At 64.7% G+C, this 12,530-nt stretch carries 13 protein-coding genes; 5 read left to right on the top strand and 8 right to left on the bottom strand.

What is annotated here, in order from left to right; genetic code table 11:
• Nucleotides 1-9 precede the first annotated feature (9 nt).
• From HHL25_RS09365 to HHL25_RS09345, 5 genes are all read right to left on the bottom strand, one after another.
• Nucleotides 10-921 (bottom strand): NAD(P)-dependent oxidoreductase, encoded by a 912-nt coding sequence (locus HHL25_RS09365; protein WP_205927742.1) that lies wholly within the window; start codon nt 919-921, stop codon nt 10-12.
• Nucleotides 922-1,032: 111 nt separating this feature from the next.
• Nucleotides 1,033-1,263 (bottom strand): hypothetical protein, encoded by a 231-nt coding sequence (locus tag HHL25_RS09360; protein WP_169589370.1) that lies wholly within the window; start codon nt 1,261-1,263, stop codon nt 1,033-1,035.
• An 80-nt stretch (nt 1,264-1,343) separates the two neighbouring features.
• Nucleotides 1,344-2,096 carry an AraC family transcriptional regulator gene (locus tag HHL25_RS09355; protein WP_169589368.1) on the bottom strand — a complete coding sequence of 251 codons (753 nt, stop codon included), beginning with the start codon at nt 2,094-2,096 and terminating at the stop codon, nt 1,344-1,346.
• Nucleotides 2,097-2,100: 4 nt separating this feature from the next.
• A complete protein-coding gene (locus tag HHL25_RS09350) occupies nt 2,101-2,403 on the bottom strand; it encodes a putative quinol monooxygenase (protein ID WP_169589366.1) in 303 nt (100 codons plus the stop codon).
• A gap of 146 nt (nt 2,404-2,549) precedes the next feature.
• The gene (locus tag HHL25_RS09345; RefSeq protein ID WP_169589364.1) at nt 2,550-3,959 is read right to left on the bottom strand and encodes an FAD-binding oxidoreductase; all 1,410 of its coding nucleotides are present in this window, start codon (nt 3,957-3,959) and stop codon (nt 2,550-2,552) included.
• Nucleotides 3,960-4,249: 290 nt separating this feature from the next.
• On the opposite strand from HHL25_RS09345, the gene HHL25_RS09340 reads away from it, so the two are divergent.
• Nucleotides 4,250-5,911, top strand: coding sequence for an electron transfer flavoprotein-ubiquinone oxidoreductase (locus tag HHL25_RS09340; protein WP_169589362.1), 1,662 nt, complete (start codon nt 4,250-4,252; stop codon nt 5,909-5,911).
• A gap of 205 nt (nt 5,912-6,116) precedes the next feature.
• Nucleotides 6,117-7,223: a branched-chain amino acid aminotransferase gene (locus tag HHL25_RS09335; protein ID WP_169589360.1), complete on the top strand. Its 1,107-nt coding sequence runs from the start codon at nt 6,117-6,119 to the stop codon at nt 7,221-7,223.
• A gap of 42 nt (nt 7,224-7,265) precedes the next feature.
• Here HHL25_RS09335 and HHL25_RS09330 read toward each other — a convergent pair whose 3' ends face one another.
• Nucleotides 7,266-8,051, bottom strand: coding sequence for an AraC family transcriptional regulator (locus HHL25_RS09330; RefSeq protein WP_169589358.1), 786 nt, complete (start codon nt 8,049-8,051; stop codon nt 7,266-7,268).
• A 145-nt stretch (nt 8,052-8,196) separates the two neighbouring features.
• Between HHL25_RS09330 and HHL25_RS09325 the strand changes: the two genes are divergently transcribed.
• Nucleotides 8,197-9,096 (top strand): DMT family transporter, encoded by a 900-nt coding sequence (locus HHL25_RS09325; protein WP_169589356.1) that lies wholly within the window; start codon nt 8,197-8,199, stop codon nt 9,094-9,096.
• A gap of 9 nt (nt 9,097-9,105) precedes the next feature.
• Here the strand turns inward: HHL25_RS09325 and HHL25_RS09320 are convergent, their stop codons facing one another.
• Nucleotides 9,106-9,501, bottom strand: coding sequence for a DoxX family protein (locus tag HHL25_RS09320; RefSeq protein ID WP_169589354.1), 396 nt, complete (start codon nt 9,499-9,501; stop codon nt 9,106-9,108).
• 205 nt (nt 9,502-9,706) lie between these two features.
• Here HHL25_RS09320 and HHL25_RS09315 point away from each other — a divergent pair, with 205 nt between their 5' ends.
• Together HHL25_RS09315 and HHL25_RS09310 are read left to right on the top strand one after the other, a co-directional pair.
• Nucleotides 9,707-10,834, top strand: coding sequence for a low temperature requirement protein A (locus HHL25_RS09315; RefSeq protein WP_169589351.1), 1,128 nt, complete (start codon nt 9,707-9,709; stop codon nt 10,832-10,834).
• A 110-nt stretch (nt 10,835-10,944) separates the two neighbouring features.
• A complete protein-coding gene (locus HHL25_RS09310; RefSeq protein WP_169589349.1) occupies nt 10,945-11,559 on the top strand; it encodes a L,D-transpeptidase in 615 nt (204 codons plus the stop codon).
• Between the two features lie 25 nt (nt 11,560-11,584).
• Here the strand turns inward: HHL25_RS09310 and HHL25_RS09305 are convergent, their stop codons facing one another.
• Nucleotides 11,585-12,499 carry a DMT family transporter gene (locus tag HHL25_RS09305; RefSeq protein WP_169589348.1) on the bottom strand — a complete coding sequence of 305 codons (915 nt, stop codon included), beginning with the start codon at nt 12,497-12,499 and terminating at the stop codon, nt 11,585-11,587.
• Nucleotides 12,500-12,530: the final 31 nt, after the last annotated feature.

Raw genomic sequence — 12,530 nt, 5'->3', positions numbered from 1 at the left:
GCCACCCGGTTACAGTTCCGCCGGAAAGCCCGGTGCGCGCAGATCGGTGCCGACCGTATCCTCCAGCAGCTTCACCACCTGCGACGACCACGCATCGCCGCCATAGACCGAGCGCGCCCGGATGAAGGTCTGCAGGGTGTGCGAGGCAAGGTCGAGCGGCACCCCGAACTCGCGGCCGAAACCGAGCGCGAAGCCCAGATCCTTGACGGCGAGATCCATGGTGAAGTTGATGTTGTAGCTGCCGTTGAGGATCACCTGGCCCTCGGTCTCGTGCACGAAGCTGTTGCCGGACGAGGCCTTGATGATGTTGAAGGCATCGGTGAGGTCGATGCCGCCGGTCTTTGCCAGCATCAGGGCCTCGCCGGTCGCCACCAGATGGATGAAGGCGAGCATGTTGGTGATGACCTTGATCACCGCCGCCTTGCCGAGCGGACCGGCGCGGAAGATCCGGTTGCCCATCGCCTGGAAGGCCGGCAGATGCCGTTCGTAGAGATCCGCATCGCCGCCGGTGATCACCGAAATCTGCCCGGTCGCCGCCAGATGCACGCCGCCGGTCACTGGTGCTTCCATCATCCGCACGCCATGGGCCGCGGCAATGGCGCCGAGCCTCAGCACCTCCTTCTCGTCCAGCGTGCTCATCTCGATCCAGGTGCCGCCGGGCTTGAGCCCTGTGAGGATGCCGCGCTCACCGGTCAGCACTCGTTCGCTGACGGCGGGTGAGGGCAGACAGGTGATCACCGCATCGACGGCCTCGGCGACGCTTTTCGGATCGTCCGCCCATGCGGCACCGGCGTCGATCAGCTCCGACGCCTGCTGCTTGTCGAGATCGTTGACCGTCACGTCAAAACCGTGCGCGACAAGGCTGCCGGCGAGATGCCGCCCGAGATTGCCCAGCCCGATGAACCCGTAGCGTATCGCCATCGCCGCATCCTTTCCCCGTTTGATGGGACAAGCCTGCTTGCGTCGATGACATCGTTCAAACGAAGAAAACGGAGCCTGAGGCCACGTTTCATTTGTGCGTTGCCCGGGAGGCTAGAACGGCGCCTTGCCCGAATTGAACATGCCCTCGGGATCGATCACCTGCTTGATCACCAACGCCAACGCCCGCTTCGCGGATGTCGGTATGGAGGGCCGTTTCGACGGCCATCGGTTCCGTATCGCGGCGTCGAGGTAGGTCGGCGTGACGAAGATGTCGAAGCAGGGGGCGTTCGGGACAGCGGAAGAGCAGCAGCCGGGACCCTCGCGGATCTCCGATGCAATCATCGATGTCCGTGACTGGATCTTCCGGCAGAGCCTGTCAGGGAATGATGGCAGACTGGGCCGATGGTACCCGTTGGGCTTGGTCAGTCCCGAAAGCTGGCGCGATAGTCGCGCGGGGTCTTGCCCATCAGGTCGCGAAACGCGGCATTGAAGGCCGACAGTGAATTGTAGCCGACGCCGAGCGCGATCTCAGTCACCGGTGCGTCGCTCGAAGCGAGCGTTTCGACGGCACGGATCAGGCGGATGCGCCGAAGTGCCTCGCGCCAGGTCATCCCCATTTCTGCCGAGAAACGGCGGGCGAGTGCTCTCGGAGACTGGCCGGTGGTTTTGGCGATTTCGGCAAAGACGGGCGCACCATCGGCCAGCTCTTCGGTGAGCGCGAGCGCCCGCGCAAGGGCCGCACTCGTCGGAGTGGGCATGGCGCATGGGTTCGGCGTTTCCGCAAGTTTCAGGCTGACCGCCACCAGCGCTTCGAAGATTTTTCGCGCATAGGGTCCAAGCGGGCCGCTTTCGGGGCCCCAGTCACGGCATTCGGCGATCAGTTCCCGTGCCAGCGGGGAGACGTCGAAGACCGAGAGCGCTTGCGGCGGAGCGGGCGCGAAGCCGGAGGCGTAAAGGACGGAGGCCGAGGTCAGCCGGGACAGGATCGTTATCTTCACCGGATGACCCGCGGCGATCAATGCCGCGCGGGCCGGCGGCAGGGTCCAGCGACGGCCTTCCGCTTCCAGCCGCATGGTGCCTTCCATCGCATAGAGCAGATAGTGCCGCTCCATCCGGAACTCGGACGGGCCGGCAGGCTCGAAGCTCTTGTGAAAACAATAGGCATCCGGTGTCATTTGTTCAGTTTAACGTCTCGATCAGTCGCGCGTCAAAGCGGCGGCTGAGCGGCGGCTCGGTCATCAGGGGCCGCAGGATGGCAGACGTTTCGGCAAATCCCGGCGAGACGGCATAAGCCGCAAAGTCCTCGCCGGTCTGCCATTCGTGCAGCACGCCGATGCCTCGCCCGTCTGTCGGATCAAGAAAGGGGACAAAGGCCAGGCAACCCTTCATGGCACGGGTGACGGGTGCATTTGCCATCAGGGCGTCGAGGGCCCTCTGGCGATCGTGTTCAGCAACGCGGAAGCGAACATGGACGACGAGCATTGGCGGTCCTATCGGTGTCAAGCAGCAACGAGAGGAAGGTGCGTGAGGCGATCCTTCCGATGTCTTGTTGTTGCCAGACGGCCATCGGGCATGCCAACGCGTACAGGACAATTATCGGCCCGGAACGGTCAGTTCCACATACAGGTTCAGAACGGCACCTTGCCGGGATTGAACAGGCCCTTGGGGTCGATCGCCTGCTTGATCACCCGCGCCAGCGCCTGCTTTTCCGGTGCGGCGAAGGCCTCGAAGGCGTGGCGCTTCTCGAAGCCGACGCCGTGTTCGGCCGAGAACGAGCCGCCGGCTTCCCGGATGCCGGTGTAGATGGCCGTCTCGACGGCGAGGAGTTCATCCTCGGGCAGGGGGCCGGGCTTGATGAGGGTGAGGTGCAGGTTGCCGTCGGCGATGTGGCCGTAGACATAGGCCGCATAGCTCGGATCGATCGCCTTGAGGCGTGCCTCGAGGCCTGCGACATAGGCGTCGAGATAGGTCGGCGGGACCGAGATGTCGAAGGACGGGGCATTCGGAACTGCGGGATAGTAGAAGCCGGAATCCTCGCGGATCTCCCAGAACTTGCGAGCCTGGTCGAGCGACTGGGCAATCACGCCGCCCTTGAGAGCGAGCGGTTCCCAGAGTGTCTCCAGTCCCTCTTCGAGTGCTGAGGCAGCCTTCTCGACGGTCTCCGCCGAGACTTCGATCAGAAGCGCCGCGGCACCGTCCTCGAGCCAGGACAGATCGAAGCCCTTGAGCGCCGCCGCGTCGTGAATATAGCGCGGCCACATCATCTCGGCACCCTCCAGCGTGATCGCCGGAAGGCTGCGGAAATGGCGGATGACGGAGAGAGCCGAAGCTGCGTCGGTCACGCCGAGAAAGGCAGTCGCGCGATGGGCACGCTGCGGTTCGAGTTTCAGGACGACGTGGGTGACGAAGCCGAAGGCGCCTTCGCCGCCGATGAACAACTGCTTGAGGTCGGGGCCGGCCGACACCTTCACCACGCGGGTCATGTCGGAGAAGACGGCGCCGGAGGGTAGCACCGCCTCGATGCCGAGGACCTGGTGGCGCATGACGCCGTTGCGGAAGGCGAGAATGCCGCCGGCATTGGTAGAGACCATGCCGCCGATGGTCGCCGAACCCCGCGAGCCGAGATCGATGCCGGTCGTCAGCCCGTGAGCGGCGGCGGCATGCTGCAGGGCCTCGAGCGGAACACCGGCTCCGACTTCGACCGTCATTTCCGCCGGATGGATGGCGACGATCCGGTTGAGGCGCGCCGAGGACAGGATCACCTCGCCCTGGTGGCTGACATTGCCGCCGACGAGGCCGGTGAGGCCCCCCTGCGGCACGATCGCCACGGCATTCTCGTTGCACCAAGCAACAAGCGCGGCGGCGGCGGCGGTCGATGCCGGCTGGGCCATGACGCCGCAGGCGAGATTGTCGGGATGTTCGCCGGGATGACGCCCCGCAAGTTCCGACGGACCGAGCACGACAAGGTCCGGATGAAGGCCGGAAAGTCTTGCTGCCAGTTCGTCCGGTGTGAACCTGCCCGTCTTGCCGCCTGCCATGATCTGCTTCCCCGCTGTTCGGCCGTGATGTCGGCTCGATCTTTAGTGCGGCGGGAGGCCTTCGACAATCCGTTGACGGCTTGCGGACGGTCGCATGATAGGCTAGCGCAGACGAATGAATTCTAACGGGTGTTACATTGACGTTAACGTAAGCGTTAGATATTCTGTTTCGGAATGTTGGTAAGCCATAATTTCGGGCCATTGGTTGTCGCATCCCGGCTCGACAAGGCGCTTGTGTTTTGACAAGGAAGAAGCCGAAGAACCGGGGATCGGCCGAGCGGAGAAAGATAATGAGCGAGATGGAACTGCCCGAACGCGAGAGCATGGAATTCGACGTCGTGATCGTCGGCGCGGGGCCTGCGGGTCTTTCGGCGGCAATCCGGCTGAAACAGGTCAATCCGGACCTGACGGTCGTCGTGCTCGAAAAGGGCTCGGAAGTCGGCGCGCATATCCTGTCAGGCGCCGTCGTCGACCCGATCGGTATCGACAAGCTGCTGCCCGACTGGCGCGAGGAAGCCGACCATCCGTTCAAGACCGAGGTCACGGACGACCACTTCCTGTTTCTCGGGCCTGCCGGCTCCATCCGCCTGCCGAATGCCTTCATGCCGCCGCTGATGAACAATCACGGCAACTACATCGTCTCGCTTGGCAATGTCTGTCGCTGGCTCGCCACCCATGCCGAAGCGCTGGGCGTCGAGATCTATCCGGGATTTGCCGCGACCGAAGTGCTCTATAACGACGAAGGCGCCGTCATCGGCGTCGCGACCGGCGACATGGGCATCGAGAAGAACGGCGAACCGGGTCCGAACTACACCCGCGGCATGGAACTGCTCGGCAAGTACGTGCTGATCGGCGAGGGCGTGCGCGGTTCGCTCGCCAAGCAGCTGATCGCCAAGTTCGACCTCTCGAAGGATCGCGAGCCCCAGAAATTCGGCATCGGCCTCAAGGAACTCTGGCAGGTCAAGCCGGAACACCACAAGCCGGGCCTCGTGCAGCACTCCTTCGGCTGGCCGCTCGACATGAAGACCGGCGGCGGTTCCTTCCTCTATCACCTGGAAGACAACCTGGTTGCCGTCGGCTTCGTCGTCCACCTGAACTACAAGAACCCCTATCTCTTCCCGTTCGAGGAATTCCAGCGCTTCAAGACTCATCCGGCGATCGCCCCGGTCTTCGAGGGCGGCAAGCGTCTCTCCTATGGCGCGCGTGCGATCACCGAAGGCGGCTACCAGTCGGTGCCGAAGCTCTCCTTCCCGGGCGGCGCCCTGATCGGCTGTTCCGCCGGCTTCGTCAATGTGCCGCGCATCAAGGGCAGCCACAATGCCGTGCTGTCGGGCATGCTCGCCGCAGACAAGATCGCCGCCGCGATTGCCGCCGGCCGTGCCAATGACGAGCCTGTCGAGATCGAGAACGAATGGCGCTCCACCGACATCGGCACGGACCTGAAGCGGGTCCGCAACGTCAAGCCGCTGTGGTCGAAGTTCGGCACGGCGATCGGCGTGGCGCTCGGCGGTCTCGACATGTGGACCAACCAGCTGTTCGGCTTCTCGCTCTTCGGCACGCTGAAGCATGGCAAGACCGATGCCGCCTCGCTCCAGCCGGCGGCCAACTTCAAGCCAATCGCCTATCCGAAGCCGGATGGAGTGCTGACCTTCGACCGCCTGTCGTCGGTCTTCCTCTCCAACACCAACCACGAGGAAGACCAGCCGGTCCACCTCAAGGTCAAGGACATGGACCTGCAGAAGCGCTCGGAACTCGGCGTCTTCGCCGGTCCCTCGACCCGCTACTGCCCGGCCGGCGTCTATGAATGGGTGGAGAAGGACGGCGAGCAGGTCTACGTGATCAACGCGCAGAACTGCGTCCACTGCAAGACCTGCGACATCAAGGACCCGAACCAGAACATCAACTGGGTCCCGCCGCAGGGCGCGGAAGGTCCGGTCTATCCGAACATGTGATGGCGAAAGGGCGGCCCCAGGGTCGCCCTTTTTCTTTCGTGCTCAGGTGTTTGCCGGCTGGGGAATGGCCGGGCGAACCGATCGCCTTGAATTTTGCGCGCCGACCGGCGGCTTCTGCCCGATCCGGCCTTTTCGCGGCTTGAAAAATGCCCGCCGAAGAGGCAGTTTGCGCCCCACCTGAAAGGTCAGCTGAAAGATCAACGCAATGCAAGCCGAAACACCCCGACTTCCCTTCGACGTCAAGCCCAATGCCAACCCGCTGCCGGAAACCGATCGCCTGAAGGCCTTCGAGAACCTGGGCTTCGGAACACTGTTTTCCGACCACATGTCGGTGATCCGCTGGACCGAGGGCAAGGGCTGGCACTCCGCCGAAGTGACGGCGCGTGCGCCTTTCCCGATCGATCCCGCTGCAAGCGTCCTGCACTACGCCCAGGAAATCTTCGAAGGCATGAAGGCCTACCGGACGGCCGACGGCCGCGCCGTTCTCTTCCGCCCGGAAGAAAACGCCCGCCGCTTCAACGAATCGGCCCGCCGCATGGCCATGCCGGAAATTCCCGAGGGTGATTTCCTTGCCGCGGTCGAGAAGCTGGTCGAGATCGATGCGAAGTGGATCCCGGCCATGGAAGGCGCGAGCCTCTACCTGCGTCCCTTCATGTTCGCCAGCGAGACCTTCCTCGGTGTGCGCCCGTCGAAGGAATACATCTTCTGCGTCATCGCATCGCCGGTCGGCCCCTATTTCAAGGGCGGCGCCAAGCCGGTCAGCATCTGGGTCTCCGAGCACTACACGCGCGCAGCGCCGGGCGGCACGGGTGCTGCCAAGTGCGGCGGCAACTATGCGGCAAGCCTGGTCGCCCAGGCCGAGGCCTATGCCAAGGGCTGCGACCAGGTTGTCTTCCTAGATGCAGCCGAGCACAAGTGGGTCGAGGAACTGGGCGGCATGAACGTGTTCTTCGTCATGGAGGACGGTTCGATCACCACGCCGCCGCTCGGCGGCACGATCCTGCCCGGCATCACCCGCAAGTCGCTGATCCAGCTCGCCCGCGACGAAGGCATCACCGTCAACGAGAAGCCCTATTCCTTCGACGACTGGAAGGCTGATGCGGCAAGCGGCAAGCTCAAGGAAGCCTTCGCCTGCGGCACCGCGGCCGTCGTCGCCGCGATCGGCACCGTGAAATTCCCGGAAGGCGAGTTCAAGATCGGCGGTGGTGAGACCGGTCCGTTGACGAACAAGCTTCGCGATGCGCTGGTGTCCATCCAGCGCGGCCAGAGCAACGACCGCCACGGCTGGATTCACGCCATCGACGGCATCTGAGGCGCCTCGCGCTTTCAGTCTTGAAGTCTGCAAGGCCCGCCCTCAACGCGGGCCTTTCTCTTGGGCGCCCCTCAACTGCGAAGGGCTGGCGCCGGTCAGCCGCCGGACCATGGCGATATAGGCCGACGGGTTGTTGTAGCCGAGCCGTTGCGACACCGCCCGAACGCTCGCGCCGTCCTCCAGAAGGGCGAGCCCCGTCACCAGCTTCAGCCGCAGCCGCCAGTCGTTGAACGACATTCCGAGCCGGTCCTGGCAACGCCGTGAGAAGGTGCGCTCCGTCGTGCCCGCCGTCCGCGCCCAGTCCGCCGCCGAGCGTCGGTCGCCGGGATCCGCTTCCAGGGCCCTCAGCACCGGCGCGATCATCGGATCGTCGGTCGAAGGCAGGTAGTGGGCGAAGCGCGGCGCCGCGCGGATCTGGTCGACGATGACCATGGCGAGCCTGAGGTCGGCCTCCGTCTTCGGATGGCGAATGCCGCGCGCGTCGAAATCGGCGAAGATCGCCTTGAGCAGCGGGTTGAGCACGAGCGTGCAGGGCTCGGCCGGCAGGCCGTCGCAGAGCGATGCGGCAATGTAGGCCGAGGCATAGCGGATGTCGTGGCGGTTGACGCCGGTGTGCTCGAAGCCCGGCGGAATCCACACCGCATATTGCGGCGGTGACATGTAGGTGTCTCCGGCGATCTCGAATTCGGCCACGCCCTGCAGCGCGAAGTTCAGTTCGCCCCAGATCTGCCGGCGCGGCGGAAAGACGGTTCCGGCGCGGAAATGCTCGGTGCGCAGGAACACCGGATCGGGCGGCTCCCCATCGACATCGCCATAACGGATCGGCATGACGGCTCCTCGCAATGCATTGTCCGAAATTCGTTATATTGCGAAAATTGGACGTCTGCTAGGGGTGTGCCATCAAGGACGATGCGAGGCGGCGATGGCGAACGGACGGCAGATTGACAGAGTGGCGGGGACCGGATCGGCGGAAATGGCCATGCTGACGCCGGCGCTGCTGGCCCTGCTGACGATGCTCATCTGGGCCGGCAACACCATTGTCACCAAGGCGTCGGCCGGTGTCATCGCGCCGGCCTCGATCGCCTTTTACCGTTGGCTGATCGCCTTCGTCGTGCTCACCCCCTTCGTCGCCCGGTCGGTCTGGCGCCATCGCCAGGAGGCCCTGCGCAAGGCACCGCAACTCTTCGTGCTGGGCATGCTCGGAATGGTCGTCTACCAGAGCCTCGCCTATGAGGCGGCGAAGACCACGACGGCGGTCAACATGGGCGTGCTGGTGGCGCTGATGCCGCTGCTCACCGCCGTCGCCGGATCGATCTTCGCCAACGAACAGCTGACGCGGGCGCGCGTGGCCGGCGCGTTTGTCTCGCTTCTCGGCGTCGCCTACCTGGTCACCCGCGGCGACCCCTCGGTGCTGACGGATGGCGGCTTCCATGTCGGCGACGGCTTGATCCTGATCGCCGTCGTCGCCAACACCTTCTATGGTGTCCTCCTGCGCCGCTGGACGATCAGCCTGCCGATGTGGCCGCAATTGTGGTGGCAGATCGGTTTCGCGACGCTTGTGCTCCTGCCGCTCTGGCTGGCGAGCGACATCAGCCCGATCACCGCCACGAGCCTGCCGCTGGTGCTTTTCGCGGCGCTGCCGACCTCGCTGCTCGCGCCCTATTGCTGGATCCTTGCCGTACGCGGCCTTGGGGCCGGCCCGAGCGCCCTCTTCATCAACGTGCTGCCGATCATGGTCGCCGTGCTGGCGGTGCCGCTCCTGGGCGAGAACCTGCATTCCTATCATCTGATCGGCGGCGGGCTGACGCTTTTCGGCGTGCTGGTCGGTCTCCGGCCGGCAAGGAAGCGGGACGCCGAGGCGCGTCCCGCCTGAGGTTGAAATTCAGCGAGCCGATTTCCAGGCGACGACCATCAGTCCGCCGATCACAGTGAGGTGCTCCATGACGACATGGAACTCGATCGTGCGGAAGGGATCGTCCATGGTCCAGAAGCTGTGGGCCACGGGGATGGTCAGCGCGGTGAAGACGCCGAGCGCGCCGGCGCCGAGCCAGGTGTAGCGATCGAGGATGATGAGGGCTGAGCCTGCGAGCTGAACGACGATCGTGGCGATTGCAAATGCCGCCGGCGGGTTGAGGCCGAAATGGGTCATTTCGCCGACCGCTGCCGGGAAATCGACGATCTTCGCGATGCCGCTCGCCCAGAACATGTAGGTCAGCAGGATGCGGGCGATGTAACCGAACAATGGCTTGGCGGTGAGCGAAGTAACGAAGCTGTTCATGAAAATGTCCTCTCGTTAAATGGGACGGAGTGTCGGCATTCCGGCACTATTGGCAATGGTCAAATCTTGCATTTTGCAGTCCGCTCGTCATGGTTGAAGGGGTTTTCACCAGACATTTTCGCCGAGCCGCCGAAGTGGTGGACAATGGACGTTGAATCCTGCTCTCTTGCGCTGCAACCAGAAGAGCCACGGCCAAGGATCAGGCATGCACGACGCCCCGAAGCAGGAATTCCGCGCGCAGACCATCGAACTCTTCTTCGACCTCGTCTTCGTGTTCGTCATCACCCGGCTGACCCATCTTGTGGAACATGTCCACGCTACGCTCGAATACCTCCACGCGCTCGCCGTTCTGATGCTCGTCTGGTGGATGTATGGCGGCTTCATCTGGCTCACCAACCACGCCCACACGCCGAAGGCGATGCGCGCCGTGCTGGTGGCAGCCATGGCCGGCTTCATGGTGCTCGCCCTGTCGGCGCCCGTGGGAGAGGGCGGTGACCCGCTGGTCTTCGGCTTTGCCTATCTCTTCATCGTGATCCTCCATTTCGCGGCCTTTGTCGCGCGCGGCGGCAGGCCAGCCGCCATCGCCATGCTGCGTATCGTTCCTTTCAACATGGCCGCCGCCCTGCTGGTCATCGCGGCCGGCCTGATCGAGGCGGAATGGCGCTGGGTTCTCCTGCTCGCGCCGGCGGCCCTCTATGCGCTTGTCGCGGTGATGAACACCGGCGAGGGGTTCGCCCTCGATCCGGTCCACTTCGTCGAACGCCACGGCCTGCTGCTCATCATCGTGCTCGGCGAGACGATCATCGCGATCGGCAACGGGCTCGCCGATCGCGCGCTGGACGTGGCGACCATCCTGCGCCTTGTTCTCGCCGTCGCGCTGATCGCCGCCTTGTGGTGGAGCTATTTCGACGCCGACGACCAGCGCGCCGAGCATCGGATGCAGCAGGCGGACAATCGCCGTCGCACACGCATCGCCCTGTTCGGCTATACGATGGGCCATCTCGCCATGGTCGCAGGCCTGATCCTCGTCGCAGCGGGTTTGAAGGCGGCCGTCGCCTACGGCGGTGAAGGCGAGGCGGGCCACGGCGCGGAGTTCCTGCTCCTCATCGGCGCCGGCGGCTACCTGCTTGCCGATGCCGCCTTCCGCCGGATCAGCGCGATCGGACCGGTCGCGGTGCGCCTGGTGGTCGGGGTGCTTCTTGCCGGCCTTGCCTTTGCCCATCTGCCGCTGCACGGCGCGGGGCTGATCGGTCTGACCCTCGGCGTGCTTGTCCTGCTGCTGGTGATCGAGGGGCTGGTCTTTCCAAGGACCGCGCAGGCCCCGGCGGCATGACCCATCCCCGCCGTCATGGTTAACCGCCTTCCGGCCGGTTTAACCGAGCATTAACCATAAACTCCCTAACCTGCGCCCCGATATTCGCACATTGCTTTGGGGGCACCTGAATGACCATTTCCCGCCGCGGCCTGTTGATCGGCCTGCCGTTGATGCTTGCTGGTTGCCAGTCGATGCCGAGCCAGCAGGCCATGTATGGTGACCGGCCGGAGGAGCCGCATCCGCTGAAGAAGGTGCCGCTCGACAAGATCAAGCCGGAACTGCGCCGGCAGGAAGTCGCCTACGAAACCAGCGAGCCGGCAGGAACCGTGGTCGTCGATACGCCCGCCCGGCGCCTCTACTATGTGCTCGGCGATGGCCGCGCGATGCGCTACGGCGTCGGCGTCGGCCGCAACGGCTATGCGCTGGCCGGCGTTGCCTATGTGGGCCGCAAGGCGGAATGGCCGAGCTGGACGCCGTCGCCCAACATGCTGCGCACCAACCCGGAAAAGAACATGAAATATGCCGGTGGCGTCCCCGGCGGCATCAACAATCCGCTCGGTGCCCGCGCCATGTATCTCTACCGCAGCGGCAACGACACCATGTTCCGCATCCACGGCACCAACCAGCCCTGGTCGATCGGCCAGGCCATGTCTTCGGGTTGCGTGCGCATGATGAACCACGACGTCATCGACCTCTACGAACGCGTCAAGGTCGGCAATCGCGTGGTCGTGCTGCAGGCCTGAGCCTGCAGCGTCCGGACGCGCATGGTCAGCGGGCCGCACGCCCCGACAGCAATCCCGTCGACAGGAGAACGCCCGCGCCCGTGACCAGCGTGGCGATGATCGCCAGCGCGCCGAGCGGTTCGCCGAGCAGGACGGCACCGCCGATCGCCGCCGCAACCGGCGTGACGGCTGTATAGGCCGCGGCCTGCGTGCCGCCGAGGATGCGCACGGCGGAGCCGTAGAGCACGGTGGCGAGCAGGCCCGACAGAAGCCCCTGTGTGATGACCTGCAGGCCGATCTCGGAGACTGGCGCGCTCGCCAGATGCGTGCCGAGAAACGGGATGAGCGCGAGGTTGATCAATGTCGACCAGGCGCAGATCAGGCCGCCCCCTTCGAAGGCGGTAAGACCGGACTTGCGGAAGGCATGGGTGTAGATCGCCCAGAGCGTCGCGCCGGCGGGCAGGATCGTGTAGCTCACCCAGCTCAATTGCCCCGACGACAGATTGTCGATCAGCAGAAGTGCGGCGCCCGCGGCGATCGCGACCATGCCGAAACGGCGCATCCGGTCGGGGCGTTCGCCCAGGATGACGATGCCGATCAGCGCCACGGCAAGCGGCATGACACCGGGGAGCAGCACGCCTGCGGCGGAGGCCGGCGTTGCTTTCATGCCGAAGCCGACAAGCTGGAAGAACGGCGCCCCGGACCCGAGCACCATCAACACCAGTGCCCATTTCGGCGTGTCCTTCGGCCAGAGCCCGACCCGCAGCCAGTAGGGTGAAAGCAGGATGGCGGGAATGCCGTAGCGCAACAGGCTCAGATCGAGCGCCGAGAGGGACGTCCCGACGCTGTGCCGGGTGGAGATGAGCCATGCAGCCCAGATCAGAACGACCGAAAGCGCCGAGATTGCGCCCATGCCGGCGGAGAGGGGCGGCTTTTCAGTATGGGTGGTGGTGATGGGCATGGCGCGGCTCCCGCTTGAATACAGGGCGTCA

Origin of the sequence: Rhizobium terricola (assembly GCF_012927355.1) — a bacterium.
Taxonomy (GTDB): Bacteria; Pseudomonadota; Alphaproteobacteria; order Rhizobiales; family Rhizobiaceae; genus Allorhizobium; species Allorhizobium terricola.
This window is presented reverse-complemented; position numbering and strand designations above follow the sequence as displayed.

Coding starts and splice junctions, on each gene's coding strand:
- HHL25_RS09340 (WP_169589362.1), top strand. CDS start 4,250: ATGAGCGAGATGGAACTGCCCGAACGCGAGAGCATGGAATTCGACGTC.
- HHL25_RS09305 (WP_169589348.1), bottom strand. CDS start 12,499: ATGCCCATCACCACCACCCATACTGAAAAGCCGCCCCTCTCCGCCGGC.
- HHL25_RS09360 (WP_169589370.1), bottom strand. CDS start 1,263: ATGATTGCATCGGAGATCCGCGAGGGTCCCGGCTGCTGCTCTTCCGCT.
- HHL25_RS09345 (WP_169589364.1), bottom strand. CDS start 3,959: ATGGCAGGCGGCAAGACGGGCAGGTTCACACCGGACGAACTGGCAGCA.
- HHL25_RS09325 (WP_169589356.1), top strand. CDS start 8,197: ATGGCCATGCTGACGCCGGCGCTGCTGGCCCTGCTGACGATGCTCATC.
- HHL25_RS09350 (WP_169589366.1), bottom strand. CDS start 2,403: ATGCTCGTCGTCCATGTTCGCTTCCGCGTTGCTGAACACGATCGCCAG.
- HHL25_RS09355 (WP_169589368.1), bottom strand. CDS start 2,096: ATGACACCGGATGCCTATTGTTTTCACAAGAGCTTCGAGCCTGCCGGC.
- HHL25_RS09365 (WP_205927742.1), bottom strand. CDS start 921: ATGGCGATACGCTACGGGTTCATCGGGCTGGGCAATCTCGGGCGGCAT.
- HHL25_RS09320 (WP_169589354.1), bottom strand. CDS start 9,501: ATGAACAGCTTCGTTACTTCGCTCACCGCCAAGCCATTGTTCGGTTAC.
- HHL25_RS09335 (WP_169589360.1), top strand. CDS start 6,117: ATGCAAGCCGAAACACCCCGACTTCCCTTCGACGTCAAGCCCAATGCC.
- HHL25_RS09310 (WP_169589349.1), top strand. CDS start 10,945: ATGACCATTTCCCGCCGCGGCCTGTTGATCGGCCTGCCGTTGATGCTT.
- HHL25_RS09315 (WP_169589351.1), top strand. CDS start 9,707: ATGCACGACGCCCCGAAGCAGGAATTCCGCGCGCAGACCATCGAACTC.
- HHL25_RS09330 (WP_169589358.1), bottom strand. CDS start 8,051: ATGCCGATCCGTTATGGCGATGTCGATGGGGAGCCGCCCGATCCGGTG.